Origin of the sequence: Methylovulum psychrotolerans (assembly GCF_002923755.1) — a bacterium.
Taxonomy (GTDB): domain Bacteria; phylum Pseudomonadota; class Gammaproteobacteria; order Methylococcales; family Methylomonadaceae; genus Methylovulum; species Methylovulum psychrotolerans.
Genome location: NZ_PGFZ01000001.1, coordinates 119,251 through 136,759 on the forward strand (window position 1 = coordinate 119,251; position 17,509 = coordinate 136,759).

The following is a 17,509-nucleotide window of genomic DNA, read 5'->3' on the forward strand; positions in this document are numbered from 1 at the left end:
TGAACTCGATCATCAAGTTTTTCATAAAGTCACCTCGAAATAGTGGGAAAGATTTACGAAGAGCTAAGGCTTGTCAAGGTGGACTGCTCCCTCCCCTGATGGGGAGGGTTGGGGTGGGGAGAATAAAATCAATGGCTTATACATATAGCTCAGAGATTTTAAGCAGGCTGTTTTTAGCCAGTATAATGAAAAAAGCCTTATTTAGATTCTCCCCACCCCATCCCTCCCCATCAGGGGAGGGGGACGGATTCCATTGCAACTTATTGTTTTAAAAAACTTTATTAGAATTTTCAATATTCGGTGGCTGAGCTTTTATCCGAATGTTAAAAACTTGATGATCGAGTTGAAGTATATATTGCACTTCAGCGTGTTAAACCCCTCCCCAGCCCTCCCCTTCGCCTTCGCTCAGGGGGCGCAGGGGGGGGCGGGTTTAATCCTGCTCGTTCTGCGTTTGAAACAACCAATGCGCCATTTTTTTGGCTTTGGTCTGCAAGTAGCCCAAGTTATCGTCGTTGGCTTTGATTTCGATGGGGATGCGGGTGTTGACGGCGATGCCTAGGCCTTTTAGGCCGTCGATTTTTTCCGGGTTGTTGGTGATTAACGCGATGGAGTTGACTTGCAGGCTGGTCAGGATCAGCGCGGCGATGTCGTATTCGCGTTCGTCGGCTTGGTAGCCTAGGTGCAGGTTGGCATCGACGGTGTCCATGCCTTGGTCTTGCAAGTTATAGGCTTGGAGTTTTTTCAGCAAGCCGATGCCGCGCCCTTCTTGGCGCAGGTAGATCAACACCCCGCACTCGGCTTGGCTGATCAGGTGCAGGGCCATGTCCAGTTGTTCGCCGCAGTCGCAGCGCCTAGAGCCTAATACGTCGCCGGTAAAGCATTCGGAATGGATGCGCACCGGCACGTTGTCCTGGCCTTTAACGTCGCCTTTTACTAAGGCGATGTGTTCTTTACGGTCCAATGAGTTGCTGTAGTAGTGCAGGATAAATTCGCCGTGCCGGGTGGGGATGGGCGTTTGTACTAAGTCTTCTAATAATGGCTTCACGTCAGATATAAGCTAAAAATTCAAAAATAGTTCATCCACAAAGCCGGGAGCAGGCTGTGGGGTCGGGTAGGATCTGGCTATTTTACCTGAGCCGCCGCTGGTCGGTGCATAAATCAGGTGATTTTCTTGTCAAATAGAGTATCGGCAAGCATTGCCGGGTATTTTTAAATAAAGGCAAAAATAGGCCTTGGTTTTCCGCGCATTGCTGGGTTTAGGCGGATATTTTTTCGTTTCGTTCAGCAACCGTTTAGGTAAGGGGTATATATTCCGATTTAACGCGAGTGTCTGGCATTTTGCAAGTGTGACAAAACATAGTGATGTCTAACTTTTAAAGTGCAAGCTTATAGGATTGGAGTTGTCCATCAATAAGCAATAAAGCGGCGATAATGGGTTAAAAACAGGCTCTGTGCCCATAAATTAGCCTAATAGCCATTATTTTTATAATGTTATTAGGGTTATCTGGGTTGATTAAACCGCTTGTTGCGAGCCGTATAGTTGGACAAAAAACAAGTTAATCAACTTTTGTTCATGTTTTGTAAAACTATATCTTGACGAAATAAGCTACTCTTGTTACAGTATTGTTAAGTGATTAGGAAACAGACTAGTTCTTATGGATTGACAATTAGCGGCTCTACAGACCGCTAACACTACGGGTTATGCAGTAAAAAATGCGCACGCACGGCTTAAGGCCGCGCCTTGATGATATTTTAAAACGCTTTAGCGGCGAGGAGAGGGTGAACATGGCTTATCTAACTGAGCATTTGTCGAGACAACAACGCGGTACTGCCGTTAAAGGCGGCCTAACGGACAAGCGGGCCGATACGGTAGCGGATAATGGCCCCAGTCCGATTGCCGTCAATGAGCATGGTAATGTCGAGATCGCCCGCCGCTTAAGCGAAGAAAAAACTAATTTGATTAATGCCTTGGCGCAATTTCCGGTAACGGCGTTGGTGTTGCTCAACAGCCACGAAAAAATGGCCGGGCAAGAGCCAGATGAAGAAGCGGCTTTGGTGTCCGATTTGGCTTCGGCTTTAGCGGAAATAAAAAAAGCCTTTTGCGACGCTAATCAGGCGCTGATGCAGGCCGACCCGCTATATGCCAGCCATAAGCAACGATTGGTAACGGCTTTGCAAGCTTTCCCGTTTGCGTTTGAAGAGCTGAACGGCATCGCCGAGGTTATTGTGTACGGCTATAAGCTACGCGGCCTTTGCCCGCAGCCCGCCCATGACAGTAATGCCGCCCAAGCGCAGTTGTTGGGCAAGCGTCTGGAGGGTAAAGGCCGCCGCAACCGCAGCGCCGCACAAGTGGCGGACAAGTTCCGGGCGTTGGCGGTGGAGGATTATGATCCGGCGTTTTTATTCTTGTCCAGCGCCGACATGCACAAGACCTTTACCGATATGGTAGTCGCCGAGCAGGCGTGGTTGGTGGCGCGGCAGCAATTGGCGGAAGCCAATAATAAGCTGGTGCTGTTTATCGCCAACCAATATAAGGCCGGGTTTTTGGATTTTGAGGATTTGGTGCAGGAAGGCCAAAGCGGTTTGCTCAAAGCCGTTGACCGTTTCGACCATCGGCTCGGTTTCCAGTTTTCCACTTATGCGGGTTATTGGATACGGCAAGCCATTTCCCGGTCGCTATCGCGTTGCGAACGGCTGGTGCGGGTGCCCTGTGGGCAGGTAGCGACCATTAATAAGGTGTTCCGCGCGAAGAACGAGCTGATGGCGCGTACGGGCATAGAGCCTAGCCTGAACGAGTTGGCGGAGTTTGCCAAATTGTCGCGCGATGATGTCGATACCCTGTTGTCGATTTCGCAGTCGGTCATGTCGCTGGAAGGCCCCGAAGATGAAGAGGACGGTTTCGCGCCGATTGATTTTTTGGAGCAGCAGGTGTTTACCCATGCCTTCACGCGTATCGCCGAAGCCGATTTGGAGCGTTTGCTGGCTAAGGCTATCACGTCGTTAAACCCGCGTGAAGCGCAAGTCATTTGTAGCCATTTTGGCATGGCCGCCGATCAGGAAATGACCTTGCAGGAAATCGGTGCCCAGTTGCAGTTGACCCGTGAGCGGGTCAGGCAAATCCAAGTGGTGGCTTTGAATAAGATGAAAGCCAGTTTCGGCCAGCAATTATCGTGTTTTTTGTAAAAACACCGTTACCGGATCGGGCATAATACTGGTATCGGGCCAAAAGTAGTGATAAAAAAGCTTTTAAAACAACTAATTAAGTGCGTTTTGCCAGGCTGTTAACGGCGCGTCGGTAGCATTGTTTAATGAAAGACTTTTGCGGGTAAAGGTGGTTTAATTGTCTCAAGGCCAACAGCAATTAATTTGGCTAGGGACAATGAAAATCAATCTATTAGGGCGACGTGGAGGCGTCGGGTTTTGAATGGCGATGTTATCGTAATAAACAAACGTCTAACAGATGGCCTTACTAGAGGTCAGGGGATAATAAAATGAAAAAGTATATATTAAACGGGTTGTTGTGGTTGGTTGTGCTCACTGGGGCATTCCTGATCTACAACCGCGTCAACACCGCGCCGCCGCCGCAGGATACGCTCGCCTATTCGGATTTTATCATTAAGGTCAAGAATGGCTTGGTCGATCATGTCGAGATTGCCGGACAACTGATTAAGATCCGCACCACCGACGGGCAAAATGTCGAGACTTATAATCCCGGCGATGCCAACCTGATCGATGACCTGATGAAGAACAACGTCCAGATCCGCACTACGCCGCCTGCACAACGCTCTTTATTGATGGACATCTTTATTTCGTGGTTCCCTATGCTGTTGCTGATTGCGGTGTGGATTATCTACATGCGCCGGATGCAGGGTGCGGGTGGCGGTGCCAATACCTTTGGTAAAAGCAAAGCCAAGATGCTTGAAGAAGACAAAATGACCGTGACGTTTGACGACGTGGCGGGCTGTGAAGAAGCCAAAGAGGAAGTGACTGAGCTGGTCGACTTTTTGTCTGACCCACAGAAGTTCCAAAAATTGGGCGGTAAAATTCCGCGCGGCATTTTGATGGTAGGCCCTCCGGGTACGGGTAAAACCTTAATCGCCAGAGCGATTGCCGGCGAAGCGGGGGTTAAGTTCTTCACCATTTCCGGTTCGGATTTTGTCGAGATGTTTGTCGGGGTCGGTGCGTCCAGAGTCCGCGACATGTTCGCCCAAGCCAAAGAACACGCCCCTTGCATTATCTTTATTGATGAAATTGACGCGGTAGGCCGCCAACGTGGCGGGGCCGGCATGGGCGGCGGTAACGACGAACGTGAGCAAACCCTGAACCAGTTGCTGGTGGAAATGGATGGCTTTAACGGTAATGAAGGCGTTATTGTCATCGCCGCCACCAACCGTGCCGACATTTTGGACAAAGCCTTACTCAGACCGGGCCGTTTCGACCGTCAAGTCAATGTCGGTTTGCCGGATGTCCGTGGCCGTGAGCAAATCCTTAACGTCCATATCAAAAAGGTACCGGTCGCTGCTGATGTCGAACTGAAATATATTGCCAGAGGCACCCCCGGTTTCTCCGGTGCGGAATTGGCCAATGTGGTTAACGAAGCGGCTTTGTTTGCGGCGCGTAGCAACAAGAAAGAAGTGACCATGCAGGATCTGGAAAAAGCCAAAGACAAGATTCTGATGGGTGCGGAACGCCGTACCATGGTGATGAGCGAAGACGACAAGCTGTTGACCGCTTACCACGAAGCCGGACATTGCATCGTCGGCCAATTGTCGCCTGACCATGACCCTGTCTATAAAGTGAGCATTATGCCGCGTGGCCGGGCGTTGGGTATCACCATGTTCTTGCCTGAGCAAGACCAGTACAGCGCCAGCAAGCGTAAATTGGAAAGCCAAATCGCCAGCCTGTTCGGTGGCCGTATTGCTGAGTTGATGATTTACGGTGGCGATAGGGTAACGACAGGTGCGTCTAACGACATAGAACGGGCGACCGAATTGGCCCGCAATATGGTCAAACGTTGGGGCTTTTCTGACAAGTTGGGGCCATTGGTGTACGGCGAAGAACAAGGCCAGCCATTTATGGGCTATCCCGGCTCACAAGGCAGCAGCGTTTCTAACAATGTCGCCCAGCAGATTGATGAAGAGATCCGCGCCGTGATTGACCGTAACTACCAACGTGCCGAAACCTTATTGCAAGAAAACATCACTATCTTGCACAAAATGGCCGACGCGCTGATGAAATGGGAAACCATCGACAAAGACCAAATCGACGCGATGATGGCGGGCAAAGACCCTATGCCGCCTAAAGATGACAACGATACGTTTAACAGACCGAATTATAGCAAGCAGGACAAAGTGGATACTAAACCCGTGACTAGCAAAGTCAACACCACTATCAATACCAAACCTGCCAGACAAGTTTGAGGTGCGCTCATTCAAGGGGGGCTTTTATAGCCCCCTTTTTTTTGCCTAAAAATTGCCAACACCGCCATCAATGCCAGCAGTCCTACCCGCCTCCCGCCCCCGCCCGCCTATTATTCATGGCTACCCGCCCAAGATGTTGTCACCATAATTGCATAAAAGCGGTTAAGACGCTATTATCAGGGGTTATTTGCCGTATCGAAAACCGTTTTCCGTAAGCGGTAAGCGGCATTAAGGATGGGCAAAAACAACCTGCCACTATAAACCGTTTCAGGGGGTATTATTGCCCGCCACTGCCTAAAGCCCCATAATATAGACTGATTAACCGATTAATGCGGGGTTCTGATGTGCATTGAATATAAAAAAATAACATGATAAAGCTTAAAAAAAAATCAGCTGCCCGTCCGTCAGCAGAAGCCCAATGCCCTAAATGTGCGTCAGAAGAATTTCGCAGGACAACTTTCCGTTCTAATGACCCGTTTATGGTTAGGACGTTTTACAAAGCCTACCGCTGTCGGAAATGCCGCTATCGGTTTTTTCTGATCAATACGCTGATCGTCACTTGGAGTTCGATTATCGCCGCCCTGACGGTGCTGATGTTTGGGGCTTGGCTGCTCCAGCAGTTTGCCGTACCCGAATTGGAAGCCCAAGACATTGCCGCTTATAACCGCGCCGTAGACCGCGCCCAAGGTGGCGACGGCGCGGCGGAGCTGCAAGTCGGCGTGTTGCTGAGCGAGGGCAGGGGGGTGGTGCGAAGTGATAAGGAAGCCGCGCAATGGTTTAAAAAATCCGCCCAGCACGGTAATCTTGAAGGCCAATACCAATACGGTAATTCCTTGTCTAAAGGCATCGGGGTGCTGCAAAATTACAAGGAAGCGATCAATTGGATCGAAAAAGCCGCCCGCGCCGGCCATGTCAAAGCCCAATACGATTTGGGCAATATCTACCGTTATAAGTCGGGGGTCGAAAACGACCCTAAACGCGCTTACCTGTGGTTTACCCTCGCCGCCGGGCAAGGCTCTATGGAAGCGGCGATTGCCCGCGACCAAGTGGAGGGGCGGTTAAAGCCGGAAGAGATTGCGGCGTTGCAGGAAGAGGCGGGGAAGATTACGGTGGAGTCCAGGTAGGGGCTTTGGAGCGCGGGCATCTTGCCCGCCCTTGTGCGGGCAAGATGCCCGCGCTCCGAGACCTGTACCCTTTTTTAACTTATACGTTTATATGCTGCGTGATAAGCTTCGGACTCTATAACTTGCAAACTACTAGGGCTTTCCGGGTATTCAGCGTTAAAAGCCAGTGCTTCTACAGGTGGTTCGGAAGCCAAAAGGTTTTGAATATCGGCTGGTGTGAAGTCATCAAGGCTTAGCACTTGACGGTGGCATTTTCTCAGTTGCGGGTATTCAGCCGCCGATAACATAATCGCGCTCTCGCTGCCATTTTGGGTAACAGTATCCTGATGCTTTAAAGGTTTTTGCTGTTTGGTGGGGCGAATGGTTACCATAAAAAACCTCGTTGCTTGTTTATATATACTGTGAACGGCCAAGTTTTCGGCTTTTACAATTCACCGTAGGGTACGCTGTACCCTCAGGGGCATAAATGCGTACCTTTTGCACTGATTTTATGATGGTTTTTTAAAGGTACGCACAGCGTACCCTACCAAAACTTGACCGTTTGAAGTATACGTCTATTTGTAGCCTATTTGGCGTGCCATGTCATTAAAAATAGGCGCTATTATTAAGCTAATAAGCCATAATACGCTTATCTATTCCGCCTATCCCCCTAAAAACCATGCCCACCCCATTCTACCGCCACCTCTACGTCCAAGTCTTGACCGCCATTGCCATCGGCGTTGTTTTGGGGCATTTTTACCCCGATACCGCCATTGCCATGAAACCGTTGGGGGATGGCTTTATTAAGCTGATTAAGATGCTGATCGCGCCGATTATTTTCTGTACGGTGGTGGTGGGGATTGCCGGGATGCAGGGCTTGGAGCGGGTCGGGCGGGTTGGGGTGCGGGTGTTGTTGTATTTTGAGCTGGTCAGCACCTTGGCGTTGGTGATTGGGCTGTTGGTGGTGCATGTCTTCCAGCCGGGGGTGGGGATGAATGTGGATGTCGGCAGTTTGGATACCCACGGCTTGAAGGGTTATGCCGACACCGCCAAAAGCCAGGGGACAGTGAGTTTTCTACTGAGCATTATCCCGACCAGTGCCGTGGATGCCTTCGCTAAGGGCGATATTTTGCAGGTGTTGCTGGTGGCGGTGCTGTTCGGTTGTGCTTTGGCGGTGTTGGGCGAGCGGGGGGCGGGCTTGCGCACGGGGCTTAATGATGTCGCCCAGGTGTTGTTCGGGATGGTCGAGATGGTCATGAAGCTGGCTCCGGTCGGGGCGTTCGGGGCGATGGCGTTTACTATCGGCCAGTACGGGGTGCAATCGTTAGCGCCGTTGGCGAAGCTGATGGGCTGTTTTTATTTGACCTGCTTGGTGTTCGTGTTCGGCGTGTTGGGGCTGATTGCCCGCTATTGCGGTTTTAGTATCTGGAAGTTTGCCCGCTATATCAAAGACGAGCTGTTGATCGTTTTGGGTACGTCGTCGTCGGAATCGGTGTTGCCGCGTATTATGCTTAAGCTGGAGCGGCTGGGTTGCGGCAAATCGGTGGTGGGCTTGGTCATCCCTACGGGTTATTCGTTTAATCTGGACGGCACGTCAATTTATTTGACCATGGCGGCGGTGTTTGTCGCCCAAGCCACCAATACCCCGTTGACCTGGACACAGGAGCTGACGCTGTTAGCGGTGTTGCTGCTGACCTCGAAAGGGGCGGCTGGGGTAACGGGCAGTGGTTTTGTCACCTTGGCGGCGACCTTGTCCGCTGTGCCGACCATTCCGGTCGAAGGCTTGGCGTTGATTCTGGGGATAGACCGCTTTATGTCCGAGGCGCGGGCGTTGACCAATTTGATGGGCAATGGCGTGGCGACGGTGGTCGCGGCGCGGTGGGAAGGGGAGTTGGATGAGGCGCGGCTGGCGGCGGAGTTGGGTAGCTAAGTAGGGTAAGCCGTAAGGCCGCTGCCATTAAGTTAATATGTTAATTTGTATAAAGCTAACGGTTGGGCACCGTCGGAGTCTGGCCGGCCATCGTATTGCCCGGTTTTGGATGGTACCGTCAGCCGTGTGTTTTTTGCCGCCATCGTTGATAACTTAAACCTCATTCAGCCAATCTTCGATAGTCAAAACCCCATTGGGGACTAGGCTGAATGCTTTATCATGGGTGACAAGTAGGGTATTGGCGGCTATTGCATGGGCGGCAATCATCATGTCGAGCACGCCAAGTGTAATGCCGACCGACACGCAAGAGGCGCGTAAATCGCCATAAACGGTGGCGGCTTGCCCGTCCCAAGGCAATGTTTCAACACAAAAAAGAAATTCGCGGATAAGTTTTGCAAGCGAGGCCGGATGCCCCTTACGCGCTAAGCCGTATAACAGTTCGCCTTGGGTAACTGCGGATACGGTAATGCTTTCCATCGGCAGCAACGCCAGTCGGTTACGGATCGCCGGGGGATGGCTTTTGATAATATAACTGGCCATATTGGTATCCAGCATATAACGCATCAAAACAAATCCCTCTCTTGGTTCGGCAGGTCTTCGCGGTCCGCCATGAAATCGGCGGGGATATTGGTGCGGTCGGCCAGCTCGAAAAACGCCGCCCAAGATGCAGGTTTGGGTGACAGTATGACTTCGCCAGTCAAGGGGTCACGACGGATAAACACTTCCGCCCCCGAAAAACGGAATTCTTTCGGAAGCCTCACTGCTTGGCTTCTGCCTGTGATAAATAGCTTCGCAGTCGTATGCATATTAACCCCGCCTCTTAAGTTGATATTGAAAGTATATACCCTAGATTGGTATGTATCAATGATATTTATCGGACTAAGTAGGCGTGTATATCCTTCAATCCTTCCCCGGCAAAAACGGTACAAAGCTGACTGGCTCTAGGTGTTCAAATTTGTAGTTATGGGCGGTGCGGGTGATGCGTTGTAGGGTTTGCGGGCCGCCGTTTTCGCCGACCGGGATGACCATGACCCCGCCGATTGCCAGTTGTTGCAGGAGGGCTTCGGGTACTTCGGGGGCGGCGGCGGCGACCAGAATGCCGTCGTAAGGGGCGTAGTCCGCCCAGCCGCTATGGCCGTCGCCGTACAGGTAATGGACGTTTTTCAGTTTCAGGTCCCAGAGGATGTCTTTGGCTTTTTTTTGTAGGGCTAAAATCCTTTCCACCGAATAGACGTGGTCGGCGAGTTGGGCGAGGATGGCGGTTTGGTAGCCGCAGCCGGTGCCGATTTCCAAGACTTTGCCCGGCCGCCCGGCCGCTAGGAGCAGTTCGGTCATTTTGGCGACGATGTAGGGCTGGGAGATGGTTTGGTTAAAGCCGATGGGCAGCGCGGTGTCTTCGTAGGCGCGGCTGGCTAAGGCCTCGTCCATGAAGACATGGCGCGGGGTGGTGCGCATGACGGTTAACACTTCTTCGTTGCTGATGCCTTGTTCGGCAAGCCGTGCCGCCATGCGTTTGCGGGTGCGCGGCGAGGTCATGCCGATGCCTTGCAGGTCTAAACTCATAGGCTTGTCCTTGGGAGCCAGTCTTTCAGTTGCGCTATGCGTTCGTACCACGTCAAATCCAGTTGCAGCGGCGTGACCGAGACGTAGCCTTCGGCGATGGCGTAAAAGTCGGTGCCAGGGCCTGCGTCCTGTTCGCTGCCGGGCGGGCCGACCCAGTAGATGGTGCGTCCGCGTGGGTCGAGGTTTTTTATCATCGGTTCGGCTTTATGGCGTTGGCCTAGTCGGGTCGCCTGATAGCCTTTTAACGCCGCTAGCGGTAAATCTGGCACGTTAACGTTGAGGATGGTGTCTTGGGGCAGGGGCTGGGCCAGCAATTGCGTTAACAGGGTGACGGCGACTTGGGCGGCGGTGGCAAAATGTACGGGGTTGCTGCCGACTAGGGAGATGGCTACAGCGGGTAGGCCTAAAAAACGCCCTTCGCTGGCGGCGGCGACAGTACCTGAATACAGCACGTCGTCACCGAGGTTGGCGCCGTGGTTAATGCCCGCAAAAACCATGTCCGGTTCACTGTCCAGCAGCCCGGTTAAGGCGAGGTGGACGCAATCGGTGGGGGTTCCGTCCACTTTGATGAAGCCGTTATGGGCGAGGTGGGCGCGTAAGGGCATTTCTAGAGTGAGGGAGTTGCTGGCGGCACTGCGGTTGCGGTCAGGGGCGACCACCGATAAGGTGGCGTGGGGGCGGAGTGCGTCAGCTAAGGCACAGAGGCCTTCGGCCAGATAGCCATCATCATTGCTTAACAAAATATGCATTATTTATCGCCCTGCCGCCCAATAAACTATAAAATCGGGCATCTTAGCAACTATAGCCAGTAAAATCAGCTTTCGTGACAAAAAAAATCCTCAGTACAGAAGATAGTGACTTATTTCGGGAGGCGGTCGGTAAGGTTAGCCCGCTGAAAAATGATAAAGTTCATGGCTTAGGCGCACCGCGTCCTAAGCCTTTCCCTAAGCCGCGCCCTCCCGTCCACGAAGTGGCGGACGAGGTGCTGGCTTTAGTCGGTACGGAGGACGATATTAGCTATGTTAGTGGGCGCGTCGCCAAAAACAGCTTGGCCAAGCTCCGCCAAGGCTATTTTGCCCCCCAAGCCGAACTGGATTTGCATGGCCTGAACAGCGCCGCCGCGCACCGCGAATTGCTGGGCTTTTTGGCGGATGCGGTCAGGGCGCGTTACCGATGCGTCCATATTGTCCACGGGAAAGGCTACCGTTCACAAGAAAATTATCCCATTCTTAAGAACAAAATCAATCTTTGGCTTAGGCAGCACCCCGACGTGTTGGCGTTTTGCTCTGCGCCGCCTAAAGACGGTGGGGCAGGGGCGGTGTATGTGCTGTTGGCGATGGCCTAGCAAGGGGGAGGGCATAAAAAAAACCGCAGGAGCGGCTTTTTTTATGCCCTATGGGCAAGGCTATGTCAGAGCGCGGGCATCCTGCCCGCTGTTGCGGCCCAAGGATGGCCGCACTCTGACAGAGTGGCTAATGTTAGCCGTGATGGCGTTTGCGTAAGGTCGCGCCAGCGATTAAGACGACGGACATTAAGGCCAATGCGTTAGGTGTAGGAACCAGTTGCGCCAATTGCGTAGACGAGCCGATCAGGCTTTGCGCAAGGATGGTGCCGTCGGCGGCAAGGTTGAATAAGGCGACCGCAGGGCCGGTCGGCAAGCTGGGCGCTAAGTTTTTCAGGGCTTGCACACCGTTATTGAAGGTCAGGGCGGACACGCCGGACACGTCGGCACCGCTGGCGGTGACGGTCGCGCCGTAAATGACCGACCAGATAGCGGCTTGGATTTCGCCTGACAGCATATTGCGGTTAATGCCGCTGGCGGTGGTGGCCAGCAGTTGGTTGCCGTAGGTCGCCAAGGCCATGACATCATGGATTTGTTGGCTACCTAAGGCGTGTGAGGAGGCGATAGTGCTGCCCATGCTGTCGGTGTTTAACAGGCCGGTGGTGTAGGTGTAATGGCTGTTAAGGTAAATGGTGTGCAGGTCGTCTACGCACCAAGTGCCGATGGCGCCCAGTTCGTTGGTTTGCAGGACGATTTGGCCGGCATAAGGGGTGGTGACCGTGCGTGGTGTTGAGCCTAAGGTGCCGCCAGAAATGGTCAGGTTAAACGGTGTGCCGGACGGTAAGGTCACGTTGGTGACGGTCAGGTTTGCGGCGGAGGCGGGTGTGGCCAACGCAAACAACAATAGCGAACTGGTGATGGCCAAGTTGATTTTGTTAATGAATGACATAGAAAAGTCCTAAAAATGGGGTTTGTAGGGGATATAAAACGTTGCGGTAGCCAAGACTAGAGCCATGACAATAACTTAGCATGATACAAGCATTTTATATGCCATAAAATTTAATGTTTTTGCAATTTAATAAGTTATATTTTTTGTTTTTCTGCTTAAAGGACTATGTGTAAAAAAAAATGACACTCGATTTTGCTGTAATGGCGGTTGTTTTAACAAGTAGCCCTGATTGTGGGTATCAAAATCAAAACTAGGGTGTTTTATAGGCTTTTTATGCTGTAAAGAAAACCGACAACGCTGGTGGGTAAGTTTTGTTTGGGAGGTGCTTGGGTAGGGGGGTATGGCAAGGGCTTGCCATTTTGGCGATTAGGGATATATTAAAAGCTCAACAAAACTATAATTTAAAAAACAGCAGGTTAGGACATGAAAACAATCTATAGCTTTTTAATGATAATAGCAGGCATTGCTTTGGTTTATAGCATAATGGTGTTTATGCCGATGCTGTTCACTTATTTGTCAAACGGGGATGTCAGACCTTAAGTAAGTTGTCGCGGCGGTTCGGCAATTTAAAACGGCCAGCGAAAAGCGCGAGGGTTTTGCCGTTGTGGCTCTGCAATATGGCCTAATGATGGGAGTGTGCCATGCCCGCGCCGAGCCTGTCCGCCATTCGGGGTGGTAATGCTGAAAGGCTGGGCATTAGGCGGCATGGCTTTGGGCAACTGACGACAGTTGCCCAAGCTAGGCTTTTACCTGGCGGCCCGTCGCTTATTGCCCGTCGGCCAAGCAAAAAATGCGTTTGCCCGCTTGTAAGGTATGGGTGACACGGCCTTTTAAAGTCTGTTGCCAGAATGGGGTGTTGATGCCCCGGCTATGCCATTGGCTACGGTTGACTTGCCAAGCCAGTTCCGGGTCGAACACACAAACATCGGCGGCAACGCCTGGCGTAAGGGTGCCGCTGGGCAATTGCAGAATCTGCGCGGGCTGCTCACTTAAGGCGGCGATGCCTTGGCTCAGGGTAATGGCGTGTTGCGCGACCAGTTTCAGCATCATCGGCAACAGGGTTTCCAAAGCCGATATGCCCGGCTCGGTTTCTGGAAACGCGCCCAGCTTGGCATCAATATCGTGGGGCTGATGGTCTGAGCAAATGCTGCTAATCGTGCCGCAGGCCAAGCCTTGCCGCAAATACTGCTTGTCGGCTTCGGTACGGAACGGCGGCAGGACATGGTAGGCACTGTCAAACGGCTTGATGTCGTTTTCGGTCAGGTGCAGTTGGTGCATGGCGACATCGGCAGTGACATTCAGGCCATACTTATTAGCCTGATGGATTTTAATCACCGAACGCTTGCAACTGAGTTGGCCGAAATGGACGCGGCAGCGGGTCAGCTCGGCCAGTTCCAAACATTGGTCCAGGGCGATGGTCTCCGCCGCGTCGGGGATACTGGGCAGGCCGTAACGGGTGGCGACCGCGCCTTCATGGGCGCAGCCGTTATTGCCCAGCCAGTAGTCGTTGGGGCGGAAGATCAGCAACAAATCGTGGCTGGCGGCGTATTCCATCGCCCGCCGCAAAATCAACAGATTGCGGATCGGCTGGTTGGCGTTGCTGACGGCGATACAGCCCGCTTCTTTCAGGGCCAGCATGGAACTGAGTTCGTTGCCCTCAAGCTTTCGGGTCAGGGCGGCGATAGGGTAGACTTGCGGATAACCGGCTTTTTCCGCCAACTCCCGAATCAGCTCAGCCACCGCCGCCGTGTCGATGACCGGCGTGGTATCGGGTTGCAGGCACATAGTTGTCACCCCGGCACTGGCGGCGGCACGGGTTTCGCTCTTAAACGTCGCCTTGCGGCTTTGGCCGGGCTCACGCAGGCGCACGCTCAAATCCACAAAACCGGGGCAAACGACTTGCCCGCTGGCGTCAATCACCGTATCGGCGACAAAACCCGCTGGCGCGTCAGTGACCGAGGCGATTTTGCCGCCGCTGATATACAGCGGGCCTACATGATCCAGTTCGTTGGCGGGGTCGATGATACGCCCGTGTTGGATAAGGATGTTCGCCATCAGAAAGCTCCTTGTGGCTGCATGGCCATAGACATAATCGCCATACGCACGGCAATGCCGTTACTGACTTGTTTTAAGATCACCGATTGCGGGCCATCGGCGACGGTGGACTCGATTTCCACGCCTCGGTTAATGGGGCCGGGGTGCATGACAATCGCATCCGGCTTGGCGATTTTCAGCTTGCTTTCGGTCAGGCCAAAGCATTTAAAATATTCGCTCTCGCTAGGCAGCAGCGCCGAGGTCATGCGCTCTTTTTGCAGGCGCAGCATCATCACCACATCAATATCTTGCAGGCCTTCGGTCAAATCATGCGACACCGTCACGCCCAAGGTCTCCACATGCGCAGGCAACAGGGTTTTCGGCGCGATGACGCGGATTTCTTTCGCCCCTAGGGTATTGAGGGCTTGGATTTGCGAACGCGCCACCCGCGAGTGCAGAATGTCGCCGATAATCGCCACCCGGAGCGGCGCAAAGTCTTTTTTAATTTGGCGGATGGTGAACATGTCGAGCATGGCCTGGGTCGGGTGCGCGTGTTGGCCGTCGCCCGCGTTAATGACGCTGATGTGCGGGGCGGTGTGCTGGGCGATGAAATGCGCCGCGCCGCTGATGGCATGGCGCACCACAAACATATCGACAAACATGGATTCGAGGTTGCGGATGGTGTCGAGCAGGCTCTCGCCTTTGGAAGTCGACGAGGTGGCGATGCTCATGCTCAGTACGTCGGCGGACAGGCGCTTAGCGGCCAGTTCAAAGGTGGTGCGGGTGCGGGTGCTGTTTTCAAAAAACAGGTTGACGATGGTTTTGCCGCGCAACAGCGGCACTTTTTTGATTTGTTGGTCGGACACGCCGACAAACGACTCGGCGGTGTCGAGGATTTCGGTCAACAAGGCTCTGCTCAGGCCTTCGATGGTCAAAAAATGTTTAAGCTTGCCGTCTGCATTTAATTGCAAGTTATCAGTCATGGCGGGTGGCGGTTTCTATATGGATTTTTAAAGGCTGGGGGCCGGTGAGTTTAATGCGTTGTTGTGCGGACAAGGTCAGACGTTCGCCCGCACAATCGGGGGCGACGGGTATCTGCTTGCCGTCGCGCTCGATCAGTACGCCCAGTACCACACGGTTCGGACGGCCATAATCGAAAATTTCGTTCAGGGCGGCGCGGATGGTGCGGCCTGTATAAAAGACATCGTCAATCAGGATTATATCCCGGCCTTCGATGCTGTTGGGCAATTGGCTGGGTTTGACGTTGGGGTGGACGCCGATTTGCGAGAAGTCGTCGCGGTAAAAAGAGATGTCCAGCAAGCCCAGCGGCTCGCTGATGTTTAAGCGTTGGTGCATCGCCTCCGCCACCCAAACCCCGCCGGAATGGATACCGATCATCAGCGGCTGCTTGAGCTGGCGTTCTTCAATCAATTGCCGTAGTCCGGCTTCCAGGTTGTTCAGTAAGGGGTCAATTTCTAGCACACGGGCATCCTTTTGGGGGTTGGTAAATGGGGCAAGAAGGTTTGCATCGCCAGTTTTTATAAACAGGCAGCAGGCCTTCAATGCCCGCGTAATCTTTAGCGCTAGGATACCGCCAATGTTCGGGCTTATCAACAGGGAGGCTTTGCACCGGATGCTAGGTGATAACTCATTGGGATATTGTTAGGAAAAACCACACGATCCGGTGCATTTTAAGGTATTAAAATCATAGACTGTCGAGCCGCTTGGGTCGCCGCTCGGCCTTGACACACCACGGGGTACAAAAAACCTTGCCGCATTCTGCCCGAATAAACCGACAGGAAAAACAAACGGCTTCAAGACGACATAGGCATCTTTATATATATCTATGTTAGGAGCGGGTGGGGTAGTGTGTCGGTTTGCAATTGGTGGCACATCGACAGATTTGGGTTTTGGTTTGGGGATCTGCGCAAACCAAGCCAAGGCATCTTCTTTAGTCGCTTTTCTTAGCAGGCCATTTTTGAGGCCATCCTCCAAACCTGCGTGCCCTGCACGGGGAGCATCCCTATCGAAAAAAGATTCTGGAGGAGTGGCAGGTGAAGAGAGTATCTTCATATCCGGCACTACCTCATCACCCAGCAAAACATTGCCATTTTTGGCGACATAAACTTTTTCCACCGGACGGTCAAACAAACGGCGGGATAAGGGGTTCAAGGTTTTGATATCCGATCCGCCGTAAAAATCATCACACCTGCCGACATTTTTTTCCGTCGAATTAAGTATGGGGACACCCGGCGGCAGTCCGGCTACGGCTTGCCGATAATATCCGCCTACCACCACGGCAATGATGTCGGTTCCTTGCGTCCAACGGATGTTCCAAATGGTCGGCTCGTAATTTCCCAGTATTAATGCCAAAGGCTTCTTTGTTTGGTTGGCTAAAACCTCAACTTGTCGTGTTTGATGGCCGCTTTTTTGGTCAATCTGAAACTCAAGCTTGCGCCCGGAATCCGGTTCAGCCGCCCAGACAACAACATCATCAGACAACTTGAGATTGGCAAATTCACATCGGTTTTTGCCCTTAAGTTCGGCTGAAACAGGTGGCGGAGCTTTTAGCTGCATCCCGCAATCCTTTTCGGGGTCTAGTGCGCCAGGGAAAGTATGGCATAACGACATGCCAAACCTATCTTCACCGATAGGCTCGCCATTGCTGGGCGAGCTATTGTAGCCAAAATGATAAACGCCACTGGCATTGGGCAAACCTAAGATACCTTTTGCCACATAATAATCGCCAGAACCGATGCCCGAACCGCCCACGGCAACATAAAATGCCCGGCCATTTTGATAAGCATCGGCTAAGCATTGGCTTACTTTGGCCGCCTCCGGGTCACTTAAGTAGTAGTTCGCCGCTTTATTTTTAAGGTGATAGACACCACAATTTATGGCTGTTTCGCCAACGATACCCAATAGGCGATGCTCAAAACCGGGCTGTTCCGCAGGGCAGGGCGAGGCAAAACAAAGGATGATGAGAGCCAATAGGGCATGGTACGGCGGATTTTTCATGTGGAATCCTTATTCAGGTGATAGCCGGATGGGTAAAAACCTTTCGGGTAGCAACGCCCAATACGGCTCAAGTGAGAGCTTTTACTCGATCATCAAGTTTTTCATAAAACCCGCCCTGAATAGGGTAGGGAATTTGTTAAAAACACAAATGTATAGGGTAAGACTGCTCCCTCCCCTGATGGGGAGGGTTGGGGTGGGGAGAATAAAATC

At 52.5% G+C, this 17,509-nt stretch carries 17 protein-coding genes; 6 read left to right on the forward strand and 11 right to left on the reverse strand.

Annotation, left to right across the window (positions count from 1 at the left end):
• Positions 1-430 precede the first annotated feature (430 nt).
• The gene (gene ribA, locus AADEFJLK_RS00565) at positions 431-1,045 is read right to left on the reverse strand and encodes a GTP cyclohydrolase II (protein WP_088620440.1); all 615 of its coding nucleotides are present in this window, start codon (positions 1,043-1,045) and stop codon (positions 431-433) included.
• Between the two features lie 740 nt (positions 1,046-1,785).
• Here ribA and AADEFJLK_RS00570 point away from each other — a divergent pair.
• The 3 genes from AADEFJLK_RS00570 to AADEFJLK_RS00580 all read left to right on the forward strand — a co-directional run bounded on the left by AADEFJLK_RS00570 (position 1,786) and on the right by AADEFJLK_RS00580 (position 6,544).
• Positions 1,786-3,183 carry a sigma-70 family RNA polymerase sigma factor gene (locus tag AADEFJLK_RS00570; RefSeq protein ID WP_103973580.1) on the forward strand — a complete coding sequence of 466 codons (1,398 nt, stop codon included), beginning with the start codon at positions 1,786-1,788 and terminating at the stop codon, positions 3,181-3,183.
• Positions 3,184-3,491: 308 nt separating this feature from the next.
• Entirely contained in the window at positions 3,492-5,420 is a 1,929-nt protein-coding gene (gene ftsH / locus AADEFJLK_RS00575; RefSeq protein WP_088620442.1) for an ATP-dependent zinc metalloprotease FtsH, read from the forward strand.
• A 479-nt stretch (positions 5,421-5,899) separates the two neighbouring features.
• On the forward strand, positions 5,900-6,544 hold the full coding sequence (locus AADEFJLK_RS00580) for a tetratricopeptide repeat protein (RefSeq protein ID WP_170064994.1): 645 nt from the start codon (positions 5,900-5,902) through the stop codon (positions 6,542-6,544).
• Between the two features lie 74 nt (positions 6,545-6,618).
• Here AADEFJLK_RS00580 and AADEFJLK_RS00585 read toward each other — a convergent pair whose 3' ends face one another.
• Positions 6,619-6,915 carry a hypothetical protein gene (locus tag AADEFJLK_RS00585; protein WP_103972945.1) on the reverse strand — a complete coding sequence of 99 codons (297 nt, stop codon included), beginning with the start codon at positions 6,913-6,915 and terminating at the stop codon, positions 6,619-6,621.
• A 287-nt stretch (positions 6,916-7,202) separates the two neighbouring features.
• Between AADEFJLK_RS00585 and AADEFJLK_RS00590 the strand changes: the two genes are divergently transcribed.
• Entirely contained in the window at positions 7,203-8,453 is a 1,251-nt protein-coding gene (locus AADEFJLK_RS00590) for a dicarboxylate/amino acid:cation symporter (RefSeq protein ID WP_103972946.1), read from the forward strand.
• Between the two features lie 153 nt (positions 8,454-8,606).
• Here the strand turns inward: AADEFJLK_RS00590 and AADEFJLK_RS00595 are convergent, their stop codons facing one another.
• The 4 genes from AADEFJLK_RS00595 to surE form a co-directional block, all read right to left on the reverse strand.
• Positions 8,607-9,017, reverse strand: a complete 411-nt coding sequence (locus tag AADEFJLK_RS00595) for a type II toxin-antitoxin system VapC family toxin (protein WP_211299151.1) — start codon at positions 9,015-9,017, stop codon at positions 8,607-8,609.
• The gene (locus tag AADEFJLK_RS00600) at positions 9,017-9,259 is read right to left on the reverse strand and encodes an antitoxin (RefSeq protein ID WP_103972947.1); all 243 of its coding nucleotides are present in this window, start codon (positions 9,257-9,259) and stop codon (positions 9,017-9,019) included. Before AADEFJLK_RS00600 ends, AADEFJLK_RS00595 begins: the two co-directional genes overlap by 1 nt.
• Positions 9,260-9,353: 94 nt before the next feature.
• Positions 9,354-10,016 (reverse strand): protein-L-isoaspartate(D-aspartate) O-methyltransferase, encoded by a 663-nt coding sequence (locus AADEFJLK_RS00605; protein ID WP_103972948.1) that lies wholly within the window; start codon positions 10,014-10,016, stop codon positions 9,354-9,356.
• Positions 10,013-10,765, reverse strand: coding sequence for a 5'/3'-nucleotidase SurE (gene surE / locus AADEFJLK_RS00610; RefSeq protein ID WP_103972949.1), 753 nt, complete (start codon positions 10,763-10,765; stop codon positions 10,013-10,015). Before surE ends, AADEFJLK_RS00605 begins: the two co-directional genes overlap by 4 nt.
• Positions 10,766-10,839: 74 nt before the next feature.
• On the opposite strand from surE, the gene AADEFJLK_RS00615 reads away from it, so the two are divergent.
• Entirely contained in the window at positions 10,840-11,361 is a 522-nt protein-coding gene (locus tag AADEFJLK_RS00615; RefSeq protein ID WP_088620449.1) for a Smr/MutS family protein, read from the forward strand.
• 133 nt (positions 11,362-11,494) lie between these two features.
• Here AADEFJLK_RS00615 and AADEFJLK_RS00620 read toward each other — a convergent pair whose 3' ends face one another.
• From AADEFJLK_RS00620 to AADEFJLK_RS00640, 5 genes are all read right to left on the reverse strand, one after another.
• A complete protein-coding gene (locus AADEFJLK_RS00620) occupies positions 11,495-12,247 on the reverse strand; it encodes a hypothetical protein (protein ID WP_088620450.1) in 753 nt (250 codons plus the stop codon).
• A 765-nt stretch (positions 12,248-13,012) separates the two neighbouring features.
• Complete coding sequence (locus tag AADEFJLK_RS00625) at positions 13,013-14,302, reverse strand: dihydroorotase (RefSeq protein ID WP_088620451.1); 1,290 nt, start codon at positions 14,300-14,302, stop codon at positions 13,013-13,015.
• Entirely contained in the window at positions 14,302-15,264 is a 963-nt protein-coding gene (locus AADEFJLK_RS00630) for an aspartate carbamoyltransferase catalytic subunit (RefSeq protein ID WP_103972950.1), read from the reverse strand. The genes AADEFJLK_RS00625 and AADEFJLK_RS00630 overlap by 1 nt, the downstream gene beginning before the upstream one ends.
• On the reverse strand, positions 15,257-15,763 hold the full coding sequence (gene pyrR, locus AADEFJLK_RS00635; protein ID WP_088620453.1) for a bifunctional pyr operon transcriptional regulator/uracil phosphoribosyltransferase PyrR: 507 nt from the start codon (positions 15,761-15,763) through the stop codon (positions 15,257-15,259). The genes AADEFJLK_RS00630 and pyrR overlap by 8 nt, the downstream gene beginning before the upstream one ends.
• A 180-nt stretch (positions 15,764-15,943) precedes the next feature.
• The gene (locus AADEFJLK_RS00640; RefSeq protein WP_103972951.1) at positions 15,944-17,299 is read right to left on the reverse strand and encodes a hypothetical protein; all 1,356 of its coding nucleotides are present in this window, start codon (positions 17,297-17,299) and stop codon (positions 15,944-15,946) included.
• A 28-nt stretch (positions 17,300-17,327) separates the two neighbouring features.
• Here AADEFJLK_RS00640 and AADEFJLK_RS24945 point away from each other — a divergent pair.
• Positions 17,328-17,509: hypothetical protein (locus AADEFJLK_RS24945; protein ID WP_211299120.1), on the forward strand; the 182-nt coding region annotated here is incomplete at its 3' end.

Excerpts from the sequence above, each read along its gene's own strand:
- AADEFJLK_RS00570 (WP_103973580.1), top strand. The coding sequence starts at position 1,786 with ATGGCTTATCTAACTGAGCATTTGTCGAGACAACAACGCGGTACTGCC.
- ftsH (WP_088620442.1), top strand. The coding sequence starts at position 3,492 with ATGAAAAAGTATATATTAAACGGGTTGTTGTGGTTGGTTGTGCTCACT.
- AADEFJLK_RS00580 (WP_170064994.1), top strand. The coding sequence starts at position 5,900 with ATGGTTAGGACGTTTTACAAAGCCTACCGCTGTCGGAAATGCCGCTAT.
- AADEFJLK_RS00585 (WP_103972945.1), bottom strand. The coding sequence starts at position 6,915 with ATGGTAACCATTCGCCCCACCAAACAGCAAAAACCTTTAAAGCATCAG.
- AADEFJLK_RS00590 (WP_103972946.1), top strand. The coding sequence starts at position 7,203 with ATGCCCACCCCATTCTACCGCCACCTCTACGTCCAAGTCTTGACCGCC.
- AADEFJLK_RS00595 (WP_211299151.1), bottom strand. The coding sequence starts at position 9,017 with ATGCGTTATATGCTGGATACCAATATGGCCAGTTATATTATCAAAAGC.
- AADEFJLK_RS00600 (WP_103972947.1), bottom strand. The coding sequence starts at position 9,259 with ATGCATACGACTGCGAAGCTATTTATCACAGGCAGAAGCCAAGCAGTG.
- AADEFJLK_RS00605 (WP_103972948.1), bottom strand. The coding sequence starts at position 10,016 with ATGAGTTTAGACCTGCAAGGCATCGGCATGACCTCGCCGCGCACCCGC.
- surE (WP_103972949.1), bottom strand. The coding sequence starts at position 10,765 with ATGCATATTTTGTTAAGCAATGATGATGGCTATCTGGCCGAAGGCCTC.
- AADEFJLK_RS00620 (WP_088620450.1), bottom strand. The coding sequence starts at position 12,247 with ATGTCATTCATTAACAAAATCAACTTGGCCATCACCAGTTCGCTATTG.
- AADEFJLK_RS00625 (WP_088620451.1), bottom strand. The coding sequence starts at position 14,302 with ATGGCGAACATCCTTATCCAACACGGGCGTATCATCGACCCCGCCAAC.
- AADEFJLK_RS00630 (WP_103972950.1), bottom strand. The coding sequence starts at position 15,264 with ATGACTGATAACTTGCAATTAAATGCAGACGGCAAGCTTAAACATTTT.
- AADEFJLK_RS00640 (WP_103972951.1), bottom strand. The coding sequence starts at position 17,299 with ATGAAAAATCCGCCGTACCATGCCCTATTGGCTCTCATCATCCTTTGT.